Origin of the sequence: Stenotrophomonas maltophilia, from assembly GCF_013464485.1 — a bacterium.
GTDB lineage: Bacteria > Pseudomonadota > Gammaproteobacteria > Xanthomonadales > Xanthomonadaceae > Stenotrophomonas > Stenotrophomonas maltophilia_AW.
Genome location: NZ_RAUX01000010.1, coordinates 59,223 through 83,981, shown reverse-complemented (window position 1 = coordinate 83,981; position 24,759 = coordinate 59,223). Strand labels below are relative to the sequence as shown.

Sequence of the window (24,759 nt, the reverse complement as noted above, 5' to 3'; positions counted from 1 at the left end):
GGCAACCGCTGTGCCTTCAGTTGTAGACCACCACGAAACTGCCGGAGGCGTTTGCGGTGCCAGCAGTGGCGTTCTGGCTCGGCGAGGCATACCAGGCGCTGTAGTCGAGCTGGCCACTGCCCGCGGCGGGAATGGTCACCCAGTGCACCGGGTCGTCGCCGATCTTCTGATGATTGCCGGCAGCGTCATACAGTGCCACGCCCACATTGCCGGCAGTCGAAGCACCCGTCAGCGCGAGGTTGCCGGTGGAGCCGTCCGACGTGCCGCCGAAACGCACCGCGACGTTCTGGTCGGTGCCAGCACCGGAGCAGTCCAGCAGGATGCTGAAGTTCTTCTGGCCAGCGCGCGTATCGGCATTGATCGAGCTCAGCTCGACCTTGCCCATCGCTACGGTAATCGTGCCGGAAGAAGTGCTCACCTCGCAGGTGGTCGGCATGATCTCGCCAGTGATTTCCAGCTTCTCGGCGAGGGCAGACGGTGCAAAGGCAAGCAGCAGGCACACGCCCAGCGCATGGGTGATGTTCGACATGGGATTCTCTCAGGACTACGGAAAAGGAGCGCCGGCGAACGCCATGCGCCCGATCAGCAGCGCGGAGTCTCCGTGAGCGCAGCAAGGACGCCAATGCAATTAGTTGCAAAACGGGCGTGGTGCGGGCAATTGCAACAAATCGTATGGGATCGGAGGAGCTAGATTTCTAGACTTTCGTCCCATCTCCTACCACTCGGCCAAGAACAGTCTCATGATGACGCTTCTCCGTCTGCACCGCCGCGCTGTCAGCCGTGCTGTCGCATTGCTCCCGCTTCTGCTGCTGGCAACGATGAGCGAAGCCACTGCGTGCGTGCGTCTGAGCAGCGCCGATCAAGTGCTGGACGAAAACCGCTCGGTGCCCAACGTTGACCGTCCCGACTACCGGTTCGGAGGCATGGGCGGCTTTCTCAGCGCGGCGTACCGCTGCCCGCCGGGCCCTGTTTCCTTCCAGGTGGATGTCGCGCTTGCAGGGCTTACCTACGTTCGTGACATCCCATACGAGCGTGCCGTGTTTGCGGCCTATCGTTTCAACGATCCCGACCGCTCCATGCTCATCGGCATCCAGCATCAGGTCCAAGGCGGTGGCCTGGGCAGCTCGACGCCGCTGCACCCGGGCCGGGTGGCCCGGCACGATGCGGGAGTCCTCCCCGCTGAGGCAGACATCGATGTCGGCGTGCTCATCATGTATTTCCTGCCGGGCGGCGCCATGGAGAGTGTCCCGTACCATCATCTCGGCACGATCGAAACCTGGCCTGACAGCGATCCCGGCCAGCGTCTGCGGCACCCCGTCTCGCTGGGCTTCACGGTGCCAACGCTCACCTGTTCACTGGTGCAGCGCGATATCGCGCTTGATCCTGCAGCAGCGCTGTCTCTGCAGCAACCCGACGACACCTCAGGCGAGCTGGCGTTCGATGTGATGATGGCCTGCCCCAGCGCGAACATCGATGTGACGCTGAGCATGGGCGATGCCAATGATGCAGCCAATGCCGGCAGCGTACTGACACCTGCCGCCGGTGCCGATGCTGGAGGCGTGCGTGTGCAGCTGCTGCGCGGCGGCCAGCCGATGCGGTTCGGACAACGTTGGAACCATGGCTACTCCAGCAAAGGCGATCAGCCGTTGACGTTCAGCGCGCGCTATCTGCGTGTTGCCGAGCCGCTTGTACCGGGCGTAGTGAAGGGCGAAGCCGTCCTCACCGCCGATTACCGCTGATGTCGTTCTCGGCTCAATTGCTGCAGTCGCAATAAATTCGATAGGCGTTCACGACACGCCTGCCTAGTCTTCGCCGCGATGCCCGCACCTGTGCGGGCTGCAACCTGGCAATCCCCATGATTCCGCGTTTCTCGCCACCCCGAACGGCCTCACAATGCCGCGCCCTCTCTGTCGCCATTGCCTTCGCGCTGTACAGCGCCAGTGCTGCGGCCGCCGCCGATGATGTCGAGTTCAGCAATGGCTTCCTCATTGGTGGCCAGGTCATCGACATGCAGCGCTATGCGCACGGCAATCCACTGCCCGATGGCGACTATCCGCTGGAACTGCTGGTCAACGATGGCTTCCAGGGCAACGTGGACATCGGCGTGCGCGACGGCGTGGTATGCCTGCCCACGGCAGTGGCACGGCGGCTGGATCTGAAGGACGACATCCTCGCCCAGCTGGATGATGACTCCGACGCCTGCGTCGATCTGCCACGCCTGATCGAGGGCGCCACGGTGGCGGTGGACAGCAGCACGCTGCAACTGCGCATCGGCCTGCCGCAGGCGGCGCAGGCGCGTCGCGCGCGTGGCTATGTGGCGCCTGACCAGCGCGATCGTGGCATCACGGCGGGCTTCTTCGATTACAGCCTCAACCACAACCGCAGCGGGGGCCGCGACAGCACCTACCTCGGCGTCAACGCTGGCCTCAACCTGGGCGCCTGGCGGCTGCGTCATCGCGCGTCCATCAGCCACGGCACGCAAGGCCGCCGCCATGATGTTATCGGCAGTACCCTGCAGCGCGATCTGCCCGGGTGGAACAGCCAGCTGCTGCTGGGCGAAAGCAACACCGGTGGCGAGCTGTTCGAGAGCGTGGCCTTCACCGGCCTGCGCGTAGCCACCGACGAACGCATGCTGCCGGATTCGCTGCGGGGCTTCGCGCCGGTGGTGCGCGGTATCGCCGAGGGTAACGCGGTGGTGCGCATCCGCCAGAACGGCAACGTCATCCATGAAACCACGGTGGCGCCGGGTCCGTTCGTCATCGAGGATCTGTACCCCACCCATTTCGGTGGTGATCTTGAAGTGACCGTGACCGAGCCCGACGGTCGCGAGCAGCGCTTCGACGTCAACTTCTCCGCCGTGCCGCAGGCGTTGCGCCCAGGTGCCAGCCGCTTCAGCGCCACGGTCGGCCAACTGCGCGACACCAGCGACCGCTGGGACGAATTGCGCTTTGCCGAGGCCACCTACGCACGTGGTATCAGCAACCGCCTGACTGTACTGGGCGGCGCGCAGCTGGGCGAAGATTACCGATCTGTGCTGGCTGGTGCGGCGGTGAATACGCCGGTAGGCGCCTTCGGTGCCGACATCACCCATTCGCGCGCGCAGCCGCTGCATGCCGGGCCGGTCACCGGCAACAGCTTCCGCATCAACTACCAGCGCTACGTGGCGCGCAGTGGCACCAACTTCGGTCTGGCCGCCTACCGCTACAGCACCCGCGGTTACCTGTCGCTGGGTGATTTCGCACGCGTGCGCAGCGATGACTGGGGCCATGCCAGCCGCGCCCGCCAGCGCTACCAGATGAATTTCTCGCAGAAGCTCGGCCAGCGCAGCACGCTCTACCTCAGCGGTGGCCACACCCGTTACTGGGACAGCGCACGGCGCCAGAACGATATGCAGCTGGGCGTGCAGACCGTGGTGGGCATGGCCAACATCGGCCTCTCCGCCCTGCGCTACCAGATTGGCGAAGGGCGCCAGGACACGCGCTATGCGCTCACCCTGAGCTTGCCACTGGGTCGCAGCCCCAGCACGCCTCGGCTGAGCAGCCAGGTCAGCCATGCCGCCACCGGCACAACGGCGCAGCTGGGCGTCAATGGCGTGATGGGCGAAGACCGTGCGCTCAGTTACAGCCTGTCGGCCAGCGACGGTGGCGGCAGCCAGGGCAATGCCAGCGCCTATGCCGCGTACCAGGGCAGCCGTGGCAACTTCAACGCGGGCTACAGCCGCAGCGGCGATTACCGCAACCTGTCGCTGGGTGCCAGCGGCAGTGTCGCCCTGCATCGCGGCGGCATGAACCTGGGCCCGCCGGTGGGGGAGGGCTTTGCACTCATCCATGCTGATGGCGCGCAGGGTGCGCGGGTCGGCTATGGCGGCCAGGTGCGCGTGTCAGGCAATGGCTACGCGCTGCTGCCGCACGTCAGTCCGTACCGCTGGAACCAGATCGATCTGGACCCGTCCGGCCTGCCAATCGAGGTGGATCTGCTGCAGACCTCGCAGCGGTTCGCGCCTACCGCAGGCAGCATCGTGCGCGTGGAATTCGGCGCGCGCCGTGAGCGCACGCTGTTCATCGACGCCACCGATGCACTCGGTCAGCCGCTGCCATTCGCCGCGCGGGTGGAGGACGAATCCGGCACGCCCAAGGGCGCCGTCGGGCAGGGCGGCGTCATCCAGTTGCGCGGTGCACAGGATGCCGGCGCATTGATTGTCGACCCGGACGGCGCGCAGCGCTGCCGTTTGGAATACCGCATGCCTGATGCGCCCGATGGCTATGGCCTGTCGTGGAGCCAGGCGCTGTGCGTGCCCTTGGCTGCCCCCCTGCGCGGCCTGCAGGCCGCCGTTCCCGCAACGCCCTGACCGTGCCGTTCCCTTTCACAGGAGATTCCCCATGAACGTTGTTGCCCTGCGTAGCGCCACCCTCGTCGCACTGGTTGCCGTCGCGCCCACCGTGCTGGCGGATACCGCCACCCTTACCATCAGCGGGCGCGTGCTGCCCGGTACCTGTGTGATGAATGCGCCCGCCATGACGCTGGATCCGATCAAGGCCAATGAGCTGAGCCAAGGAGATAACCAGATCAAGGCAGGACGACTGGATTTCAGTGGCTGCGTGGGCGTCACCAAGGCCAAATTGTCCTTCTCCGGCACCGCCGCCGATGGCGATGCCGCGCGCTGGAAGAACACGGCCGATACTGATCCCGCCGAGGGCGTATCCATCGCGTTGTTGGCCGGCACCACCGGTAGTACCTATCTGAAAGATGGCGACACCGGCATCGAGGTGGTGGTGACCGGTGCTACGGCCAGCTACGCGCTGCGTGCCGGCTACTACCTGCCCACGCTGGGCGCGATTACGGCCGGTGCGGTGCAGGCCGACATCACGGTGACGGCGGATTACGAATGAAGTGGCCTGGGCGCGACCTGCCCTGCGGCGTGCTGGTCGCGCTGCCTGCCATGGCGCCGCTGGCTGCGCATGCATGCAAACCAAACGATCCGCGCGGCATCGCTGGCATCATCGCCACCTTACCGAACGAGCTCAGTCCGGATGTCGTCCTCCACCCCTTCCGAGGTAATTCCGGCACCACCAGTCTGAAGGAGTGTGCCAACGACCCCTCCTTCCCGATCACGCTGACGCCCACGATGGCGGGCCTGATCTATGTGCGCAATGTGCAGATTGACGGCGCCTCCTATCCCGCCTACGGCTGGGCACGCAACGTCGCCGTTGATCGCATTCAAGTACCGGCTCGCCAATAGCCGGGGCGAGGTATCCAGTGGGCCATTGAACATGGCGCGGCCTACCGACGTGGCAGGATGGAGCAACGGCTAGATGTTCATGTCGGTGGAGATGGCGATCATCTCCCGTGGCGGAAGGATGACCGGCGTGGGTAGGGTTTCGATGGGGTCGGTGGAAACAAGCTTCGCCAGGTTTCCTGCGCTGCAGTTGAGCAATGAACTGGCCGGCGATGTAAGCATGCAGACCGAGACCTGCCACATACTTTCTCCGCCCGTCACGCTGCGCGATGTCACCATGGCTGACCTTGCGAGCCCAGGCCAAAGCGCCGCTGAGGTGGATGTGGAGGTGGAGCTGCTGTGTGAGGCGCTGGGTTTCGTGGATCTGAGCATCAGTGATGCGAGCGATCCCGGAGACCGGACAGAGCAGCTGGCGCCTACGCCGGATTCGGAGTCAACAGGTGTACACACGCAGATCCTGCGCAACGATGTTCCGCTGGCCATGGGCACGCTTCGCGAAGATTTCTGTAGAGCCGAGCCCACGCTCGGCTGCTTCTAGCGCGATTGAGGTCAGGAGCAGTCGAGCATGGCTCGACTCTACAAACAAGCAAAGTGCACCGGTCGTGCCGGGCTAGAACAAAAACGGCGCCGGATTTCTCCGGCGCCGTTGCTTCATCTACATCACCACGTGTACGCAATGCTCAGGTTCCCCGTGGCTTCGCGGTACCCACTGTCACCCCGCATCACGCCAAACCCGCCCCACGCGCTGAAGCCAGATCGGAATTCCACGCGCGCGCCCGCACTCAGTTCATAGCGGTTGCGCGGAATGCCGGCCTTCAGCACCTCGTCGTCGAAGGCGATGCCATTGCCCGCACCATCGCGGTACCAGTTGGCCGCCAGATACGGGCTGACCGAGGCGCGCACTGCCGAGCGCGATTCACCCTGCAGGCGCAGGCCGGCGCGGCCGGACAGGCCGCTGTTGCCTGCGGCACGCACCACGGTGCCGTTGCTTTCGGTATGCACGTCGGTCTTGGCATCGGTATGGATCAGCTGCAGTTCCGGCTGCAGGCTCAGCGCGGTGTTGCCGATCTGGCCGATGCCGAAGCGGTAACCGGCTTCCACCGAGCTCTGCCAGATATGCGAGTCGTAGCGTTCCTCGGCCAGGCCTTCGCCCTGCACGCGGTTGCGGAACTGCCCGCGCTGCACGCTGGCATCCACATACAGCGCATCGCTGGCCCAGCTGCCGTATACACCCAGCGCGCCGCCCTCCACATTGCCCTTGGCGCTGTAACCGGTCAGCTCGGAGCGGGAGGTGGCACTGGACTGCGCCAGCGAACCCATCACGCCCACGCGGCCACGGCCGTCGTCGAACACGCCCAGATCGGCACCCATCTGCAGGCGCGAGCGGTGCACGCGCAGGTCGAGCTGGTCTTCCACGGCAGCGAGCCTGCTCTGGTTCGCATCCACGCGGGCCCAGCCACGGATGCCGTCTGCAGCGCTCGCATCGCGCTGGCGGTCGCGCCAGGTGTGGCGCAGCAGCTGGCCCAGCGCGAACTGGTTGGCCAGATAGGCACCGGCCTCCGGGCGCAGTACTGGCACCGGAGTGATCGGATCAACCGGGTCGATTGGCGTGACGGGGGTGCAGTCCGGCAAGGTCGGGTCGATCTTGCACGGGTCCGGCGCCGTGGCCAGTTCCGAGCGCAGGTACCAGTTGCCGTTGGCGTCCTTCACCAGGAAGTACTCGTACTGCCCGCCGACGGCGCGGCCGATCAGATCGAACTGCGCGTTGGACGCGCCACCGATGTCGATCAGCTCGATGCCGCGATCGGTCTTGGCACCGGCACCGCCGGCATTGAGCACGCGTACGTTGGCCTGGCCATTGGCATCTCCATTGATCACCAGCGTGTCGGTCAGCGAGGTGTCGTCGCCCAGCACGGTGTTGAACAGCAGGGTGCCGCCGCTACCGGTGAATTCATCCACGGTGAGCGTGTTGAAGGTGGTGCCATCGCCCAGACCGATGGTGCCGGTGGCGCCGAGGGTGAGCTGGCCGACAGTGCTGTCGCCGGTCATCAGCCAGGTGCTGTCGCTGCCGATGTCGGCCGTGCTGACGCCATTGAAGCGCCCATCAATCTGCGCCTTGTTGCGCAGCACGACATCCAGGTTTCCGCTGACGCGGTCGGTATCGAAGGTGATGTCACCGGCCAGGCGGGCGTCGTCCACGGTGAAAGAGACTTCGGCTTCACTCGTAGCTACGCCATCAGGACGCACCAGCAGCAGATGGCCATCACCGCCGGACAGCTGCGAGCCGTTGGCGATGGTGATGTCGTAGCGCACCAGCCTGCGTGGCGCCACCCAGATGGCGGCGCCGTTGTCCGAGGCAACCTGGGCATTGTCCACGCGCAGGGTAATTGGCTGGCCCAGCAAGGAGCTGTAAGTGCCACCCAGCAGCAGTACGCCGGAGTTTGCGCCCTCCACCCGCGTGCCGTTCTGCAGGATGGCAGTGCCCTGCTGCAGCCGCACGGCGTGGCCGTTGCTCAGGTTGACTGCACCTGGCGAGGCCTCGGCCCGCACGAAGGAAGAATCGACGATGAGCGTGCTGTCGGCATCGGATGTGCTTGGCGACCTCTCAAGGGAAATACCCACGCTGAGGCGCGAGCTGGCGCCCACCGAATGCAGTGTACTGCCGGTGATACGCGCCGTAGAAAGGTCTGCAACCACGACCTGCCCGTCATGCAGGGCGCTGCCGGTCATGTCCAGTGTCGAGGTGCCGCGCAGCACGATGCTGGCGGTCGTTCCACTGGCCAGCGCTTCCACGCGGCCATTGCGCAGCGTCACCAGCGAGTCGCTGCTGTTGATCCCCTCCGTGCGGCCCCCGTCAACCGTCAAAGAGGAGCCATTGATCAGGTTCCAGGCTTCAACCGCGGTGCTCCCACGCACGGTTGCCGACTGTCCATCCAGGTCGCGTGCCAGCACGGGTGTTGCGGTAAGCGCCGCCAGGGCCAACAGCAGGCCGCGGGCGAGGGGGCGCATGGCATAGCGCTGGGGGCGTGCAGAATGACGGCGCATGGATCACTCCTGATCGGACGAATGTGTCTGGTGTGGACAGCCGCGTCATCGGCCGGGACCCCTCGCTTCCGGGGGGACTTGGCCTTTCGGCGATGCTATGCCAAAGACGACCGGGCGTGTCCACTTCGACTCGAATTGTTCCGGCACAGGGGCTGGGGTCCCATGCAATTTGTTGTAAAGCGTCGCGATCGGCCCGATTCGTTGCGGGCCGGTTCAGCGTGCGCTGGTTCTGTCGCCGGCTTGCAGGTCCAACTGCTGCGTGGGCTGCAGCGACTGGATGAAGCCCTCATCGTGGGAGATGACGACCAGCGTGCCGGGGTAGGCGTGCAGAACCTGCAGCAGGTGCGCGCGCAGGCCCAGATCGAGGTTGTTGGTGGGCTCGTCCAGTACCAGCAGGGCAGGGGGATGCGCCGCCATCAGGGCCAAGGCCAGGCGCGCACGTTCACCGCCCGACAGGCGGCCGACAGGGGTCTGCGCGGGCGCGTCGCCACGGAACAGGAAGTCGGCCAGGTGCAGCCGGCATTCCGACGGTGTCCATTGCGGCTGGCATGCGGCCATCGCCTGTACCGGCGTCAGTTCGGCTGGCAATGCGTCGTAGTGCTGGTCGATCAGCGCCACCTGCTCCTTTGCTGGCAGCAGCCATTCGCCTTCACGCCGGACATCGGCGGCGCCCTGCAAGGCCCGGGCAAAGGTGGATTTGCCGCTGCCGTTGTCGCCGGTCACCAGCAGGCAGTCGCCCACTTCAAGGCGCACCTGGAGCCGTTGCACGACCAGGGGAAGGCCGTAACCGCACGCGCCATCGGTGACCTGCACCACCACACCCTCCCGGCGCCACCCGGCCGGAAGCTGGAAGCGTGGCGCGATGGCTTCGTCGCGCTGCAGTTGCCGGCGGCGCTCGGCGATGTCCTCCTGTACCTCACGGATCTGCTGGCGTTTCTGTCCTGCCGTGGTGTTGCCGCGCTCCAGCTTGGTGGCCGAGCGCACCGTGCCCCATTTGCGCTGCTCCACCTTCACCGCGCCGCGCTTGCGCGAGGAGGCGGCGCGTTCCTGCTCGCGCATGAGCGCGTCGTGGGCATGCGACTGCGCGCGGTCGAGGTCGCGCACGGTACGATCCAGCGCGTCGCGTCGGCGCTGCAGTTCCAGTTGGTGGTCGTGATAGCGGCCCTGGAAGACCTCGATACGCTGGTTGTGGATATGCCAGAGCGTGTCGCACAGCGCATCGATCAATGCGGTGTCATGCGAGGCAATCACCAGGGTGCCGTGGTACTGACGCAGCCGGGCCAGCAGCGAGCGCCGCGCACTGCGGTCCAGATGGTTGCTGGGTTCGTCCAGCAGCAACACGTCCGGTACCGCATCCAGCGCACGGGCCAAGGCATGGCGCATCTGTTCGCCGCCGCTGCGCGCCGAGCCGTCCAACACGTGCTGCGGCACATAGGCAACCGATGCGCCATCGCGCCAGCGGATCTTGCCGGCACTGGGCGTTGCCTGCCCGGCCAGCATGCGCAGCAGACTGCTCTTGCCGGTGCCGTTGTTGCCGATCAGGGCGACCCGCGCGCCGGCAGGCAGGCGCAGGTCCACGCCGCTGAAAAGCGCGCGGCCGTTGAAGTGAAGTTCGATGTCTTCCAGTTGCAGCATGGTGCGTAGTCTCCAGCGAGCAGGCCGTTGGCGGCCTGGTCATTCAGCGCAGGGCGCTGTTGGCGGCGGGCTTCAATCAACAGCCGGCCCAAGCCGGCCGCGCCAAGGCCAGCCTACCCGCCAACCCTCGGTCGCGCTGTGCATCGGCAACGAACGCGCTGCCAAGCCAGTGCCCGCATTGCGGAAAGAGGGCGTCTCCCGACGCTTGAGTTGTACGGCGGCGACCACCCGGTCACCTTCGAACGTTGCCATCAGGTGCGGGAATCCGTCGCTGTCCGGTTGTACCACTGGGCCAGCTGGAGCCGCTCCGGCGCATCTGCAGGGAGTGTCCTGAGCTGCATGGCAAAGCCTCGGTTCTGGTCACCCCCCAGCAGATCACGACTGCCAGCCAAAGTCACTGCAACAAGTTGCAACAGCGCTATGGGCGGCGGCGCGGCGACAGCAGGGCTTGGAGGGGCAGGTAGTAGAGCCGAGCCATGCTCGGCTGCTTCTAACGCGATTGAGGCCAGGAGCAGCCGAGCATGGGCTCGGCTCTACAAAAGCAAAGGGCAGTCGAGCATGGCTCGACTCTACAGGGGCGGCAGCACCTTGCCTGGGTTGAGGATGCCGTCCGGGTCCAGTGCCGTCTTGATCGCCCGCATCGTTGCCAGCGTGGCCGGGGTGAACGCCTTGGCCATGAAATCGCGCTTGGCCAGGCCGATGCCATGCTCGCCGGACAACGTGCCGCCCAGCGCCAGGGTCAGTTCGAAGATCTTCGGCAGCGCCGCATGTGCGCGCGCGTTCTCGTCTGCGTCGTCCGGGTGGTAGAGGATGTTGACGTGCAGGTTGCCGTTGCCGGCATGGCCGAAGGTGACGATGGTCAGCGTGTACTCACGCGCCAGCGCCTGCACGCCGGCCACCAGATCGGGAATGCGCGAGACCGGCACCACCACGTCTTCGTTGATCTTGCCCGGCGCCACACTACGCAGTGCGGGCGACAAGGCCTTGCGCGCGGCCCACAGCTGGTCGCGGGCGCGGCCTTCCATCGCCACGTCCAGCGCGATCATGCCGTCGCCCTCGGCAGCCGTCGCCAGTGCCTGCAGCAGATAGGGCAGGGTGTCGTGGTCACCATCGGCCTCGACCAGCAGCATCGCGCCGGCCTCCGGAACCTCCGCGCCATTCAAGCGCAGCAACTGCAGGCTGCGCGCATCCATGAATTCCAGGCGGGTGGGCACGACCGGCTGCGACATCAGCCGCGAAACGGCGGCAGCGGCGGCATCGGCATCGCGGTACAGCACGCGCAGGCCAGCCTGGCTGACCGGTAGCGGGGTCAGTTTCAATGTGGCTTCCACGATGAGAGCGAGCGTGCCCTCGCTGCCCACCAGCAGATGGGTGAGGTCGTAGCCCGTGGAATCCTTGGTGTAGGCGCCGCCACAGCGGATCACTTCGCCGGTGCCGGTCACCGCCACCAGGCCTAGTACGTTGTCGCGGCTGGTGCCGTACTTCACCGCACGCGGGCCGCCGGCATTGCAGGCCAGGTTGCCGCCCACGCTGCAGATGTCGGCGCTGGACGGGTCCGGTGCCCAGAACAGGCCGTGCGGTGCCAATGCCTGTTGCAGGTTGCCGTTCAACACGCCCGGCTGCACCACAGCACAGCGGTCGCCGGCACGGATGTCGACGATGCGGTCCATGCGGGTGAACGACAACACGATGCTGCCGGGCAATGGCACGGCCGCGCCGGTGGTGCCGGTGCCCGCGCCACGCGCCACCAGGGCGATGCCGTGCGTGCGGCACGCGCGTACCAGCGCCTGCACCTGTTCGATGTCTGCCGGCAGCGCCACGGCGTCCGGGCGCTGCCGGCGCCAGGAGTTGTCCTGCGCGTTGGCTTCCAGCGCACCGTCATCCATGCGCCAGCCCTCCGTGCCCAGCAGGGCAGACAGTTCGGCAACCAGGGCGGCGGGCAGGGCGGTAGTCATGACGGTTCCAAGGAATTGCGGAGGTATCAGCAGGTGTGTACGAGCGAGGCATGTGCCTTGGTAGGTGCCAACCTTGGTTGGCACAGAAGCGCCGACCAAGGTCGGCCTCTACCAGAGCAGAGCGCAGACATCAGCAGTCATCCAGCCGGAACGCATCGCGCAGCCAATGCAGCTGCGGCGGCTCGCCCGTGGCTTCCACCACATCGAAACGGCAGGGCGCATCGGCCAGGGCAGGATGATCCTGCAGGTACAGCAGCGCGGCATGGGCCAGACGCCGGCATTTGCGCGCATCCACCGAGGCCGCGCCGCCACCGAAGTCCGCACGCGCGCGGTAACGCACTTCCACGAACACCACGGTGCCCGCGTCGTCCATCACCAGGTCCAGTTCACCACCGCGGTAGCGCACGTTGCGTGCGCGCGGCTGCAACCCGGCCTGTTGCAGATGCTGCTCGGCGGCGGCTTCCACCGCCGAGCCCCGTTGCAGATGCTCAGCGACCACCGACGATCGGCATCGGGCGGCCACCGCTGAAGGTGGACCACGCCGGCTGGCGCAGTATGTTGCCGTTGCTGTCCAGGTACAGCGTGCCGGTGGCGCCATCCAGGCCGCCCTCGTTCGACAGCTTTTCCAGGTAGGCGCTGATCTTCCACGCATCGGCACCGAAGGCGAACAGGCGGCCGGCGGCACCGCGCGCGCTGGGCAGGGTCTGGCCCACCTGCGCGGCCGACGGCAGGCCGGACACGCTGCGCACGTTCCAGGCTTCGTTCGGGTAGATGATGCCGTCCAGCGCCACGTCTTCTTCCGCCTTGCCGCTGCCGGTGGTCAGCTGCGAGGTGCCGACGCGCGTTGCGCCACCGGCACCGGCCAGGGCCAGCTGCGGTGCCAGCAGGCGCGCCTGCGGGGCACGCACGGCGAGGAACACGGCATCGATCTGGCCGGCGTTGCGGGCCTGTGCGCTGACATCGCCCACGGCTTCACCCACCGCCACCGTGGCGGCGACGGTGCCGCCGCGCTGGGCGAAACGCTGGGCGAAGGCGGCGGCGGCGCGGCGGCCGGTGTCGTCGTTGCTGCTGATGACCAGGGCGCGGTTGCGCTCGCGGCCACGCAGGTATTCGGCGGCGACGATGCCGTCGTCTTCCGGCGCCAGCGAGAAGCCCGCACTGCCGGCCGGCGGCGCATCCTTGCCGCGGTTCAGGGCCAGCACCGGTACCTGCAGCGGCTGGCGGCCGTACACGGCGTCCACTTCGTCGCGGCCCAGCGGGCCGACCACGAAGTCGGCACCGGAGGCCACGGCCTTGTCATAGGCGGCCAGCGCACCGGCCGGGGTGCCGGCGGTATCGAAGAAATTGATGTCCGGGCGGCGGCGGCTTTCACCGTAATAGGCGGCCAGCAGGCCATCGCGCACCGGCTGTGCGGCGGTGGCCAGGCGGCCGCTCAGCGGCAGCAGCACGGCCATCTTCGCCGGCGGGCGGTAGCCATCGCTCAGCGCCGGCGGGCGCTTGCTGGTATCGAACTGGGCCGCGCCGTCGCGGTCGAACGGGCGCGGCAGCGGCAGGCCGCGGGCGATCAGCGCACGGCCGGCGAAGTTGTACAGCGGATCGTTGGCCGGCAGCGCGGCGGCGCGGCTGCTCAGGGTGGTGTCGTCGAGGGTGCCGAGCAGGCCGGCGATGGCCGACTGGTTCTCGTTGCGGGCGGTGCCGGTCAGGCCGGCATGCGCGCGGGCGCGCTCTGCGGCAGCGCCGAAGCTGTCACCGGTACCCAGCAGAGCACCGGCGCGGGCCAGATACCAGCGCGTGCGCAGGGCCGGCACCACGTTGTCGCCGCTGTCCTTCAGCAGGGCCAGCGCCTGCGCCGGCTGCTTGTCGGCCAGCGCCAGCTCGGCGCTGGTCAGCTGGAAGCGCTGCAGGCTGGCGCCCGACAGCTGGCGGGCAGTGAGCTGGCCCAGCAGGCTGCGCGCACGCGTGCTGTCACCAGCCAGGTGCCAAGCCCAGGCCGCATCGGCCAGGGTATTGGCGCGGGCACCGCCACGCAGCGTGGCGGCCAGGCCTTCCAGCTGCAGTGCGGCGTCGCGCGGCTTGCCCTGTTCGATCAGCGCCAGCGCCTGGCTCTGGGCCGGCGATTCGGGCGCACTGGTCAGGCTGGTGGTGGCACAGCCGGCCAGCAGCATCAGCGACAACGACAGGGCGGAGATCCGTGCGACGGGCTTGTTCATGATCGGGTCCATGCGATGAGGGCAGCGGCCTTGGCCGGGTACACGCTACGATTCTACCCTTGCCCCGTGAGTACCGCTGAAATGAGTGTGCCAACCCTGTACGTCGTCGCCACCCCGATCGGCAACCTGGCCGATCTGAGCCCGCGCGCGCAGGAGGTGCTGCGTTCGGTGGCGGCCATCTGTGCCGAGGACACGCGCCGCAGCGGCCAGCTGCTGTCCCATTTCGGCATCCAGCAGCCGCTGGTGGCCCTGCACGAACACAATGAAGAGGCCCTGGCGCAGCGCCTGGTGTCGCGCCTGCAGGCCGGCGAGTCGCTGGCGCTGGTCAGCGATGCCGGCACCCCGCTGGTCAGCGACCCCGGTTTCCGCCTGGTGCGTGCTGCCCGTGCAGCCGGTATCAAGGTCAGCCCGATCCCGGGCGCCTGCGCCGCCATCGCCGCGCTGAGCGTAGCCGGCCTGCCCAGCGACCGTTTCAGCTTCGAAGGTTTCCTGCCGGCCAAGGCCAGCGGCCGACGCGACCGCCTGCAGGCGCTGGCCGGTGAAGTACGCACGATGGTGTTCTATGAATCCTCGCACCGCATCGCCGAATCGCTGGCCGACATGGCCGCGATCTTCGGCGGCGAGCGCCCGGCGGTATTGGCGCGTGAGCTGACCAAGCTGTTCGAGACCGTGCTCGATGGCGATCTGGCGGGGCTGCTGGCCAAGGTGGAAGCCGACGAGAACCAGCGCAAGGGCGAGTTCGTGGTGATGGTGCAGGGCGCCGGCGATGATGAGGAAGCGCAGCTGGCGCATGGCCGCCGGGTGTACGCCAAGCTGAGCGAGCACCTGCCACCGTCGACCGCTGCGAAGCTGGCGGCGGAGCTGACCGGCGCGCCGCGCAAGGCGTTGTACGGCAGTTGATGGATCGTGCGGACCAAGGTCCGCACCCACCAGAGCGGAATCCGCACCCACCGGAGCAGCGGCATCGGCATCCCCAGGGCAGCGGCATCGGTAGATCCACGCTATGCGTGGATGGATGAAGCGCACGTCGCGATCAACGCGGCAGGAACCATCCGCGTGCGCTAGAATGCGCGCTGGCGGAGCCGGCCAGACAGTCGCGTCATCCCTTCGGGGGTGCCGAGGAAAGTCCGGGCTCCATAGGGCAAGGTGCCAGGTAACGCCTGGGCGGCGCAAGCCGACGGAAAGTGCAACAGAAAGATACCGCCTACGTCTTCTTCGGAAGGCCGGTAAGGGTGAAATGGTGCGGTAAGAGCGCACCGCGAGTCTGGCAACAGACCGGCACGGCAAACCCCACCTGGAGCAAGACCAAATAGGGATCCTTTGGCGCGGCCCGCGTTGGATCCGGGTAGGTTGCTTGAGCGTTGCGGTGACGTAACGCCTAGAGGAATGACTGTCCACGACAGAACCCGGCTTATCGGCCGGCTCCGCCTCTTTCTTACGGTAGGCCGAGCATGGCTCGGCTTTACAGTAGAGCCGAGCCATGCTCGGCTGCTCTCCGCCCAGATGCTTGGGATGTTGTTCAGCCCGGCGTACGGTACTGCCCGGCAGAAATGAACTGCTCGAACCGTTCGCACCACACCACCACGGTGGTGTAGTCGTCCACGTTGACGCTTTCAGGCACGTCCACCAGGAACCGGTTGAAGGTCTTCACCTCGCCGATGCGCTGGGCCTGCGCCTTGATCTTCAGGAAATCGGCCTTGTTGTCGACGAAGTCGCGCACCAGGTAGACCTTGTAGTCCGGCCCTGGGCCCATCTTGCCGTCGAAGGCGACCTGGCGTGGGCTGACACTGACCTTGCCTTCGGCCCAGTGCACCGCGTCGCTGCCCTTGAGGTCGCGACGGAAGGTGGTGTGGTAACGGGCGTCGCCCATCGCCGCCTGCACCTGCGCGACCGGCGGGTCGTCGGGGGCGATCAGGATCGGCAGCAGGTAGATGCCCAGGCCGAAGCCCAGGCCGAGGGCGAGCAGGTGGGTGACGACAAGTACAAGAACACGGCGCATCGATGACTCCCTGTGGATCGGTGAGGCGCGCGGCAGAACCGCGCCGGGTCATCGTGTGGCGTGCGTGCAGACATTTATAGACACAGAAAACAGGTACAGGGTCAGAAATCGACCTGGCTCTGGCCGAGGGTGACACCCTGCGGGCCGAAGCGACGCTCGTGGATCTGCCCGTGCCCTTCTGCATCGATCAGCAGCACCGTGCTGGCGCGGGTGCCGTAGTCGTCACCGCGGATGAAGGCCGGGCTCAGCCAGCGCTCGCGTTCCAGTCCGATGCCGGTATCGGGCAGGTCGCTGTCGGCGGGGCGATGTTCGTCGGCCAGGGCGGCCCAGAGCGCGATCAGGTCCTCATCGCCGGCCTGCAACCACGCCGACAGCGCATCCATCAGCCGTCGGGTCTTCGGCCAGGGCGCGTCCAGCGCGCCGTTGGACATGCCATGCACACCCGGGCCCAGGCGCTGCCGCTCGGCGGGGTGGTTGCCCAGGAACTCCAGGCTGTGGCCGTCGGCCAGCAGCAGGTTGAATGGGGCGTAGGCACCGGCCACGGTCGCCAGTCGGTCGATATGCACGGCGGCCGGGTCGCGGCCGCGCAGGAAGTCGGCCACCAGCGCCCCCCGTGAAGGGCCGGTCTGTGCGGCCAGTGGATCGCGGACATTGGTGACCACGGCCATGCGGCCGTCGGCACCGACGCCGGCCCAGCCACCGCCGGAGCGCAGGTCGCGCCCCCCGATGACGGAGGTCTCATCCTGCCAGGGGGCCAGCGCCGCCGTAGGGCGGGCGTGGAACTCATCACGGTTGCCGGTCATCACCAGCCGCCAGCGCGGGTGGTGCATCCAGCCAAGAGCGAGCAGGCACATGGCCTCATTGTGCACGGTTTGCGCAGTCTGGCGCCGCTTCCAGCCCGTTTTGGATGAATGCGCGGCCGATGTTTCACGCGCTGTCCACAGCGCTGAACTTCCGTTCAATCTCAAAAATTGAGACGGATCAGCAACTTGTGGATAAGCCTTGAACAATTCTCTAAAGGTTGTTGCAAGCCATTGATGTGGCTGGCGATTTCCCCGCTGAAAAGTTGTTGACAACCCTTCGGCCGCTGCTAAGGTGGGCATCAGAGGGAAATCCGGGTGTTTTGTGGGTTTTCGTGGTTCAATGTTTCACCGGGCGAAGGATAGGTGCACGCGTCGTGTTCCAGGGCGAGACGGCCATCACAGTTGACGACAAAGGGCGCATGGCGGTTCCCACCGCTTACCGCGACCTTGTCGCGCGCGCCAGCAACAACCGTCTCGTCTTGACCTACAACCCGTTCGAAGCCGGCTGCCTGTGGCTGTATGCAGAGTCGGAATGGGAGCGGGTCCGCGACGACGTCATGTCCAAGCCCAACACCCAGCGCGTCGTACGCCTGTTGCAGCAGAAGCTGGTCGGCTCGGCCGCCCATCTGGAGCTGGACGGCAACGGTCGCATCAGCATCCCCGCCAGCCACCGCGGTGCGGTGGGCATTGAGAAGAAGGCGGTATTGCTCGGTATGGGCGACAAGTTCGAATTGTGGAGCGAGCAGGCGCATCGGGCCCTGATCCAGCAGACGTTGTCTGACGAGGATCTGGGTGATGGGTTGCTCGACCTGAAGTTGTGAGCCGGGGTGCCCGGATGCGCCCAGAAGCGCAGGCCGGTCACCTTCCGGTGTCGCAGTCGCCGGCGGTGCACCTGCCGGTCCTGTACACCCAGGTCATCGAAGGCCTGAGGGTGATCGAAAACGGACGTTATCTGGATGGCACGTTCGGTCGTGGCGGTCATGCACGTGGCGTGCTCACCCAGCTCGGTTCCGAGGGGCGCCTGCTGGTCATGGACAAGGATCCGGAAGCCATCGCCGTTGCCGAGCGCGATTTCGCGCCGGACCCGCGCGTGTCCATCTTCCGTGGCAGCTTCGCCCAGCTGCTGCAGTGGGATGCGACGGCTGAAGGCCTGGACGGCGTGCTGTTCGACCTGGGCGTGTCGTCGCCCCAGCTGGACGTGGCCGAACGTGGCTTCAGCTTCGGCAAGGACGGCCCGCTGGACATGCGCATGGACCCGGACAGCGGCGAAAGCGCCGCGCAGTGGATCAACCGTGTGGAAGAGCGCGAGATTGCCGACGTGCTGTGGACCTACGGCGAAGAGCGCCAGAGCCGCCGCATCGCCCGTGCCATCGTGGCCCGCCGCGAGAAGCAGCCGTTCTCCCGCACCGCCGAACTGGCCGAGCTGATCGCTTCGGTGATGCCGCGTGGGAAAGACAAGATCCACCCGGCCACGCGCAGCTTCCAGGCCATCCGCATCCACATCAACCGCGAGCTGGCTGATCTGGAAGCCGGCCTCGATGCGGCGGTGGAGCGGCTCAAGCCCGGTGGCCGGCTGGCGGTGATCAGCTTCCACTCGCTGGAAGACCGCATCGTCAAGCAGTACATGAACCGCCTGGCCAAGGCGCCGCCGGCCAACCGCCGCCTGCCCGAGGCGGTCGCGTTCGTGCCGACGCTGGACCTGATCGGCGGTGCCATCAAGGCCACCGACGAAGAGCTGGCCGCCAACCCGCGTGCGCGCAGCGCCGTGCTGCGCGTGGCGCAGAAGCGGGAGGCCAGCGCATGAGCCGGCTGCTGCTGATCATCCTGCTGGCCTCGACCGTGGCCTCGGCGATCGGCGTCGTGTTCGTGCGTCACCGCCATCGGCAGACGTTCATCGAGCTGTCGCGCGCCGAGCGCAAGCGCGATGACATCAATCTGGAATTCGGTCGCCTGCAGCTGGAGCAGGCCACGCTGGCCGAAGCCAACCGCGTGGATCGCATCGCCCGCGAGAAGCTCGGCATGAAGTTCCCCGAGGCCGCCGACATCGTGGTGGTGCGGCCATGAGCAAGACCGGCCGCAACCGCCCGCGCAACGCCTTCAACCTGCGCCAACGCCTGCGCTGGGTCGCGCTGGCGCTCGGCCTGTGCTCGGTGTCGCTGGTCGGTCGTGCCGCCTACGTGCAGATCGTCAACAGCGATTTCTACCAGCGCCAGGGCGAGGCCCGCTACCTGCGCGAACTGCCGATCAAGACCTCGCGCGGCATGATCACCGACCGCAACGGCGAGCCGCTGGCGGTGTCCACCCCGGTCGCTTCGATCTGGGTGAACCCGCAGGACCTGCTGCGCTCGCCCGAGCGCATTCCGGAGCTGGCCCAGGCGGTCGGCATGTCGGTGGATGAGCTGAGCAGCCGCCTGTCGCAGAAGTCGGACAAGGAATTCATGTACCTGCGTCGCCGGATCAATCCGGACGAGGCAGAAAAGGTGGTCGCGCTGAAGATTCCGGGCGTGGCCGCGCAGCGCGAGTTCCGCCGCTTCTACCCGCAGGGCGAAGCGATGGCGCACGTGCTGGGCTTCACCAACATTGACGACCGCGGCCAGGAAGGCCTGGAGCTGGCCTTCGACGAATGGCTGCGCGGCAAGGCCGGTGCCAAGCGGGTCATCCGCAACCGCAAGGGCGAAACCGTCGAGAGCGATCTGCTGCGCGCCGCCGAACCGGGCAAGGACCTGACCCTCAGCATCGATCGCCGCATCCAGTACCTGGCGTTCAAGGAACTGCGCAACGCGCTGGTGGCCAACAAGGCCGCCGGCGGTTCGATGGTGATCATGGACGTGACCACCGGCGAGATCCTGGCCATGGTCAACCTGCCGACCTACAACCCGAATTCGCTGACCGGCGCGTTGCCCGATGCGCGCCGCAACCGTGCGGTGACCGATCTGGTCGAGCCGGGTTCGACAATGAAGCCGCTGACCATCGCCACCGCGCTGCAGGCCGGTGCGGTGACCAAGGACACCATCATCGATACCAACCCGGGTTACATGACCCTTGGCCGATTCACCATCCGCGACGTGCCGCGCAACAACGGCGTGCTGAACGTGACCGGCGTGATCACCCGCAGTTCGAACGTGGGCGCGGCCAAGGTCGCTGCGAAGATGCCGGACCAGGTGTTCTACGACGGCGTGCGCCGCTTCGGTTATGGCTCGGTACCGCACAGCGGTTTCCCGGGTGAATCCGGCGGCGTGGTGCTGCGCCCGGCGCGCTGGTCGGGTACCACCAAGACCACGATGTCCTATGGCTACGGCCTGAACGTCACGCCGCTGCAGATCGCCACGGCCTATTCGGCGCTGGCCAATGGCGGCCGCCTGATCGCGCCGACCTTCGTCAAGGGCCAGCGCAACGAAGGCCAGCAGATCATCGACGAGAACGTCGCCAAGCAGGTGGTGGCGATGATGGAAACGGTGGTCACCCAGGGCGGCGCCAAGCAGGCGGCGGTGCTGGGCTACCGCGTGGCCGGCAAGACCGGTACCGCGCGCAAGGCCGGCCCCGGCGGCTACGAGCGCGGCCATTACAACGCGCTGTTCGCCGGTGTGGTGCCGGCCACCAATCCGCGCTTCGCCACCGTCATCGTCATCAACGACCCGCAGGCCGGCAAGTTCTACGGCGGCCTGGTGTCGGCGCCGGTCTACCACAACGTGATGGAAGGCACGCTGCGTCTGATGGACGTGCCGCTGGACGACTTGCAGTCGTGGCTGGCCGCACAGCAGTCCGGCAAGGTCGGCCACTCGGCCTCGATCCTGCCCGCGCCGCCGGCCGAAGCCGCGTTGCCGGTCGATGCAGCCGCTGAATTCGATGCTGCGCTGCCCAGCGCGCATGCCCAGACGCCCCCCGCTACGGGAGGCACGCAATGAGTCCTTCGATGTTGCTTTCGCAGTTGCTTCCGGACGTGGCCCTGGCGGGCCATGATCCCGTTCTGACCGGCCTGGTGCTGGACAGCCGCGCCGTGCGCCCCGGCAATGCTTTCGTCGCCATCGCCGGTTTCGGCGCGCATGGCTTGGGCTATGTGGAGCAGGCCCGTGCAGCTGGCGCGGGCGTCATCCTGTTCGAACCGCCGGCCCCTGCCGAACTGCCGGCCCCGGCTGATGCGATTGCGGTGCCGGGCCTGCGCGCGCGCATGGGTGCGATGGCCGACCAGTTCCATGGCGCACCGTCGCGGGCGATGGCGATGGTGGGCGTGACCGGCACCAACGGCAAGACCTCCACCGTGCAGCTGCTGGCCCAGGCCTGGCACCTGCTCGGAACGCCCAGTGGCAGTATCGGCACGTTGGGCGCCGGACTTTATGGTTCGGTTGAGCCGACCGGTTTCACTACGCCGCTGGTGCTGCAGATGCATGCGCTGCTGGCGCAGCTGCGCGACGCTGGTGCGCGCGCGGTTGCGATGGAAGTCAGCTCGCACGCGCTGGACCAGGGCCGCGTCGACGCCGTGCATTACGACGTGGCGGTGTTCACCAACCTTACCCGCGACCATCTGGACTACCACGGCGACATGGCCAGCTACGGCGCGGCCAAGGCACGGCTGTTCCATCGCCCGGGCCTGAAGGCGGCGGTGATCAACCTGGACGACGCCTTCGGTCGCCAGCTGTTCGCCGGCCTCCCGGCGGGCGTGCAACCGATCGGCCTGAGCTCGCGTGGTGCCAGCGAGGCCAGCGTGCGCGCCGAAGCGCTGCAGCTGGATGGCCGTGGCATTGCGTTCGAACTGGTCATCGACGGCCAGCGCGCGGCGGTACAGTCACCGCTGCTGGGCCGTTTCAACGTGGACAACCTGCTGGCCGTGGCCGGTACCCTGCATGCGCAGGGTCAGCCGCTGCCGCGCATTGCCGAGGTGTTGTCGGCGCTGCAGCCGATCCGTGGCCGCATGAACCGCCTGGGCGGCGAAGACGGCCTGCCGACCGTGGTGGTCGATTACGCGCATACCCCGGACGCACTGGAACAGGCGCTGGACAGCCTGCACGGCCACCTGCAGGGCACGCTGTTCTGCGTGTTCGGCTGCGGTGGCGAGCGTGATACCGGCAAGCGCCCGCAGATGGCCGCGATCGCCGAGCGCTTGGCCAACCAGGTCATCGTCACCGACGACAATCCGCGTGGCGAAGATGGCGACGTGATCGTGGCCGACATCCTGGCCGGCTTCACCGATGCCTCCGCCGTGACCGTGCAGCGCAGCCGCGCGCGTGCGATCGGCCTGGCGGTGAAGCGTGCCGGTGCCGGCGACATCATCCTGATCGCTGGCAAGGGCCACGAGCCGTACCAGGAAGTGAATGGCGTGCGCCACGACTTCGACGACACCGAAGTGGCCGCCGCTGCGTTGGCCGCCAAGGCCGGTGTGCTCAGCGCGCAGGCCGGGGAGGGCATCGCATGAAGCGCACTCTGCTTTCGCTGATCGCACACTGGGCCGGCGGCGAGATCCACGGCGACGACGTGGCCATCGATGCGGTCAGCAATGACACCCGCAGCCTCGGCCCGGGCAGCCTGTATGTGGCGCTGCGCGGCGAGCGTTTCGATGGCCATGACTTTGCCGCCGACGCGCAGGCGCGCGGTGCCAGCGCGCTGCTGGTCGAGCGCCTGCTGCCGATCGAACTGCCGCAGGTGCTGGTGGCCGACAGCGAACTGGCGCTGGCGAAGATCGCCACCGGTATGCAGCGTGACCGCGATACCGCGGTGTTTGCGATTACCGGCAGCAACGGCAAGACCAGCGTGAAGAGCCTGCTGCTGTCGATCCTGCAGCAGGTGGCACAGCACGCGCACAAGGTGGTCTACGCCAACCCCGGCAACCGCAACAACGAGATCGGCCTGCCGCTGGCGGTGATCGATGCGCCGGAAGATGCCGACTACGCCGTCTACGAGATGGGCGCCGGCAAGCCGGGCGACATCGCCTACCTGACCGATATCGCCCGCCCGCGCTATGCGCTGGTCAACAACATCGCCCCGGCCCACCTGGAACGCATGGGCAGCCTGCTCGGCGTGGCAGTGACCAAGGGTGCGATCTATGCCGCACTGCCGGCCGATGGCGTGGCGGTGATCAACGCCGACGATGCCTACGGCCGCTGGTTCGAACAGCATTTCGTCGGCACCCCACCGCGCTGCCGCGTGCTGCGCTACGGCCTGGAACATACCGCCGACGTGACCGCGCGCGACATCCGCGCCGGTGCGCAGGGCAGCCAGTTCACCCTGGTTTCGCCGGCCGGCGAAGCGCGTGTGGTACTCGGCCTGCCGGGTCGCCACAACGTCAGCAATGCACTGGCCGCGGCCAGCCWGGCGCTGGCCGCGGGCGTCGACCTGGCGCTGATTGCCGCCGGCCTGGCCGAAGCGCAGCCGGTGCCGGGCCGCCAGATCGCCCATCAGCTGCGCAACGGCGCGGTGCTGGTGGATGACAGCTACAACGCCAATCCCGGCTCGCTGGCTGCGGCCATCGATGCCCTGGCCGCAGCCCCGGAAGAGGGCTGGCTGGTGCTGGGCGACATGCGCGAACTGGGCCCGGATGCCGAGGCACTGCATGCGCAGGCGGGCATCCGCGCACGCGCTGCCGGACTGAAGCGTCTGTACGCGCTGGGGCCGCTCAGTGCCGCCGCCGCCACTGCCTTCGGCGAAGGCGGCCGTCATTTCACCACCCATGACGCGCTGTCGCAGGCGCTGAAGGACGAGCTGCACGCCGGCGTGCGCTGCCTGGTCAAGGGTTCCCGTGGCAGCGCCATGGACACGATTGTCAAAGCGCTGCTGGCGCAAGGAGAGGAATCCCCGCATGTTGTATGAACTGGCTCGATGGTTGCAGCAGTTGGAGAGCCTGTTCGGGCTGTTCAACTACCAGACGTTCCGCGCCATCCTTGCCGCGCTGACGGCCCTGTTCCTGTCGCTGTGGCTCGGCCCGGCGATGATCCGCAAGCTTGCCCAGTTCAAGGGCGGCCAGCCGATCCGCCAGGACGGCCCGCAGACCCATTTCTCCAAGGCCGGTACGCCGACCATGGGCGGTTCGCTGATCCTGCTCACCATCACCCTGTCGGTGCTGATGTGGGCCGACCTGCGCAACCGCTACGTGTGGCTGGTGCTGGCGGTGATGCTGTGCTTCGGTGCCATCGGCTGGTATGACGACTGGATCAAGATCGTCCGTCGCGATCCGAACGGCCTGAAGTCGCGCTGGAAGTACCTGCTGCAGTCGATCTTCGGCCTGGCCGCGGGCCTGTTCCTGTTCTACACGGCCGATGTACCGGCGGCGCTGACCTTCTACATCCCGATGTTCAAGTCGATCGCGCTGCCGCTGGCCGGCATCGGCTTCGTGGCCATCGCCTACTTCTGGATCGTCGGTTTCTCCAACGCGGTGAACCTGACCGATGGCCTGGACGGCCTGGCGATCATGCCGACCGTGCTGGTTGCCTGCGCGCTGGGCGTGTTCGCTTATGCCTCGGGTAACGCGGTGTTCGCCAACTACCTGCAGATCCCGCAGATTCCGGGTGCCGGCGAGCTGGTCATCATCTGCGCGGCCATTGCCGGTGCGGGCCTGGGCTTCCTCTGGTTCAACACCTATCCGGCCATGGTGTTCATGGGCGATATCGGCGCGCTGGCGCTGGGTGCGGTGCTGGGCACGATCGCGGTGATCACCCGCCAGGAGCTGGTGCTGGTGATCATGGGCGGCGTGTTCGTCATCGAAACGCTGTCGGTGATGATCCAGGTGGCTTCGTTCAAGCTGACCGGCAAGCGCGTGTTCCGCATGGCACCGATCCACCACCATTTCGAACTGAAGGGCTGGCCGGAGCCGCGCGTGATCGTGCGCTTCTGGATCATTTCCGTCGTGCTCGTGCTGATCGGCCTGGCCACGTTGAAGGTCCGCTGA

20 protein-coding genes, 1 other RNA gene and 2 pseudogenes are annotated in these 24,759 nt (G+C 67.1%); 14 read left to right on the top strand and 9 right to left on the bottom strand.

Annotated features, from left to right (window positions below; translation table 11 throughout):
- Nucleotides 1–16: 16 nt before the first annotated feature.
- Complete coding sequence (locus D7Y61_RS04755) at nucleotides 17–529, bottom strand: fimbrial protein (RefSeq protein WP_180865313.1); 513 nt, start codon at nucleotides 527–529, stop codon at nucleotides 17–19.
- A 211-nt stretch (nucleotides 530–740) separates the two neighbouring features.
- Between D7Y61_RS04755 and D7Y61_RS22580 the strand changes: the two genes are divergently transcribed.
- The 5 genes from D7Y61_RS22580 to D7Y61_RS04730 all read left to right on the top strand — a co-directional run bounded on the left by D7Y61_RS22580 (nucleotide 741) and on the right by D7Y61_RS04730 (nucleotide 5,774).
- The gene (locus D7Y61_RS22580) at nucleotides 741–1,739 is read left to right on the top strand and encodes a fimbrial protein (protein WP_258010235.1); all 999 of its coding nucleotides are present in this window, start codon (nucleotides 741–743) and stop codon (nucleotides 1,737–1,739) included.
- A 116-nt stretch (nucleotides 1,740–1,855) separates the two neighbouring features.
- The gene (locus D7Y61_RS04745) at nucleotides 1,856–4,348 is read left to right on the top strand and encodes a fimbria/pilus outer membrane usher protein (RefSeq protein WP_180865312.1); all 2,493 of its coding nucleotides are present in this window, start codon (nucleotides 1,856–1,858) and stop codon (nucleotides 4,346–4,348) included.
- A gap of 31 nt (nucleotides 4,349–4,379) precedes the next feature.
- Nucleotides 4,380–4,889 (top strand): fimbrial protein, encoded by a 510-nt coding sequence (locus tag D7Y61_RS04740; RefSeq protein ID WP_180865311.1) that lies wholly within the window; start codon nucleotides 4,380–4,382, stop codon nucleotides 4,887–4,889.
- Nucleotides 4,886–5,239 (top strand): hypothetical protein, encoded by a 354-nt coding sequence (locus D7Y61_RS04735; protein WP_180865310.1) that lies wholly within the window; start codon nucleotides 4,886–4,888, stop codon nucleotides 5,237–5,239. The genes D7Y61_RS04740 and D7Y61_RS04735 overlap by 4 nt, the downstream gene beginning before the upstream one ends.
- A gap of 73 nt (nucleotides 5,240–5,312) precedes the next feature.
- Nucleotides 5,313–5,774 (top strand): hypothetical protein, encoded by a 462-nt coding sequence (locus D7Y61_RS04730; RefSeq protein ID WP_180865309.1) that lies wholly within the window; start codon nucleotides 5,313–5,315, stop codon nucleotides 5,772–5,774.
- A 122-nt stretch (nucleotides 5,775–5,896) separates the two neighbouring features.
- Here D7Y61_RS04730 and D7Y61_RS04725 read toward each other — a convergent pair whose 3' ends face one another.
- The 6 genes and pseudogenes from D7Y61_RS04725 to D7Y61_RS04705 all read right to left on the bottom strand — a co-directional run bounded on the left by D7Y61_RS04725 (nucleotide 5,897) and on the right by D7Y61_RS04705 (nucleotide 14,081).
- Entirely contained in the window at nucleotides 5,897–8,281 is a 2,385-nt protein-coding gene (locus D7Y61_RS04725) for an autotransporter outer membrane beta-barrel domain-containing protein (RefSeq protein ID WP_180865308.1), read from the bottom strand.
- Between the two features lie 359 nt (nucleotides 8,282–8,640).
- Nucleotides 8,641–9,664: pseudogene (locus D7Y61_RS04720) on the bottom strand (ATP-binding cassette domain-containing protein); the annotation flags it as partial.
- A 66-nt stretch (nucleotides 9,665–9,730) separates the two neighbouring features.
- A pseudogene (locus D7Y61_RS22760) lies at nucleotides 9,731–9,916 on the bottom strand (ABC transporter ATP-binding protein); the annotation flags it as partial.
- A 569-nt stretch (nucleotides 9,917–10,485) separates the two neighbouring features.
- Complete coding sequence (locus D7Y61_RS04715; RefSeq protein ID WP_180865306.1) at nucleotides 10,486–11,871, bottom strand: FAD-binding oxidoreductase; 1,386 nt, start codon at nucleotides 11,869–11,871, stop codon at nucleotides 10,486–10,488.
- A gap of 130 nt (nucleotides 11,872–12,001) precedes the next feature.
- A complete protein-coding gene (locus tag D7Y61_RS04710; RefSeq protein ID WP_180865305.1) occupies nucleotides 12,002–12,370 on the bottom strand; it encodes a YraN family protein in 369 nt (122 codons plus the stop codon).
- Nucleotides 12,360–14,081, bottom strand: coding sequence for a penicillin-binding protein activator (locus D7Y61_RS04705; protein ID WP_180865304.1), 1,722 nt, complete (start codon nucleotides 14,079–14,081; stop codon nucleotides 12,360–12,362). Before D7Y61_RS04705 ends, D7Y61_RS04710 begins: the two co-directional genes overlap by 11 nt.
- Nucleotides 14,082–14,162: 81 nt before the next feature.
- Between D7Y61_RS04705 and rsmI the strand changes: the two genes are divergently transcribed.
- Both rsmI and rnpB read left to right on the top strand, forming a co-directional pair.
- Nucleotides 14,163–14,981 (top strand): 16S rRNA (cytidine(1402)-2'-O)-methyltransferase, encoded by an 819-nt coding sequence (rsmI, locus tag D7Y61_RS04700; RefSeq protein WP_005412235.1) that lies wholly within the window; start codon nucleotides 14,163–14,165, stop codon nucleotides 14,979–14,981.
- Between the two features lie 178 nt (nucleotides 14,982–15,159).
- Nucleotides 15,160–15,511: RNase P RNA component class A (gene rnpB, locus D7Y61_RS04695), an RNA gene on the top strand.
- An 89-nt stretch (nucleotides 15,512–15,600) separates the two neighbouring features.
- Here rnpB and D7Y61_RS04690 read toward each other — a convergent pair.
- Together D7Y61_RS04690 and D7Y61_RS04685 are read right to left on the bottom strand one after the other, a co-directional pair.
- Complete coding sequence (locus D7Y61_RS04690) at nucleotides 15,601–16,080, bottom strand: DM13 domain-containing protein (protein ID WP_049482066.1); 480 nt, start codon at nucleotides 16,078–16,080, stop codon at nucleotides 15,601–15,603.
- A gap of 101 nt (nucleotides 16,081–16,181) precedes the next feature.
- Nucleotides 16,182–16,934 (bottom strand): NRDE family protein, encoded by a 753-nt coding sequence (locus D7Y61_RS04685; protein ID WP_180865303.1) that lies wholly within the window; start codon nucleotides 16,932–16,934, stop codon nucleotides 16,182–16,184.
- Nucleotides 16,935–17,257: 323 nt separating this feature from the next.
- On the opposite strand from D7Y61_RS04685, the gene mraZ reads away from it, so the two are divergent.
- From mraZ to mraY, 7 genes are read left to right on the top strand one after another with little or no spacing between them, the layout of a single operon-like run.
- Entirely contained in the window at nucleotides 17,258–17,704 is a 447-nt protein-coding gene (gene mraZ / locus D7Y61_RS04680) for a division/cell wall cluster transcriptional repressor MraZ (protein WP_004143635.1), read from the top strand.
- Nucleotides 17,705–17,718: 14 nt separating this feature from the next.
- The gene (rsmH, locus tag D7Y61_RS04675; RefSeq protein WP_180865302.1) at nucleotides 17,719–18,687 is read left to right on the top strand and encodes a 16S rRNA (cytosine(1402)-N(4))-methyltransferase RsmH; all 969 of its coding nucleotides are present in this window, start codon (nucleotides 17,719–17,721) and stop codon (nucleotides 18,685–18,687) included.
- A complete protein-coding gene (gene ftsL / locus D7Y61_RS04670; RefSeq protein ID WP_005412242.1) occupies nucleotides 18,684–18,947 on the top strand; it encodes a cell division protein FtsL in 264 nt (87 codons plus the stop codon). Before rsmH ends, ftsL begins: the two co-directional genes overlap by 4 nt.
- Nucleotides 18,944–20,788: a peptidoglycan D,D-transpeptidase FtsI family protein gene (locus tag D7Y61_RS04665; RefSeq protein ID WP_180865301.1), complete on the top strand. Its 1,845-nt coding sequence runs from the start codon at nucleotides 18,944–18,946 to the stop codon at nucleotides 20,786–20,788. The genes ftsL and D7Y61_RS04665 overlap by 4 nt, the downstream gene beginning before the upstream one ends.
- Nucleotides 20,785–22,293 carry a UDP-N-acetylmuramoyl-L-alanyl-D-glutamate--2,6-diaminopimelate ligase gene (locus D7Y61_RS04660; protein WP_180865300.1) on the top strand — a complete coding sequence of 503 codons (1,509 nt, stop codon included), beginning with the start codon at nucleotides 20,785–20,787 and terminating at the stop codon, nucleotides 22,291–22,293. The genes D7Y61_RS04665 and D7Y61_RS04660 overlap by 4 nt, the downstream gene beginning before the upstream one ends.
- Complete coding sequence (locus D7Y61_RS04655) at nucleotides 22,290–23,684, top strand: UDP-N-acetylmuramoyl-tripeptide--D-alanyl-D-alanine ligase (protein WP_180865299.1); 1,395 nt, start codon at nucleotides 22,290–22,292, stop codon at nucleotides 23,682–23,684. The genes D7Y61_RS04660 and D7Y61_RS04655 overlap by 4 nt, the downstream gene beginning before the upstream one ends.
- Nucleotides 23,674–24,759 (top strand): phospho-N-acetylmuramoyl-pentapeptide-transferase, encoded by a 1,086-nt coding sequence (gene mraY / locus D7Y61_RS04650; protein ID WP_180865298.1) that lies wholly within the window; start codon nucleotides 23,674–23,676, stop codon nucleotides 24,757–24,759. The genes D7Y61_RS04655 and mraY overlap by 11 nt, the downstream gene beginning before the upstream one ends.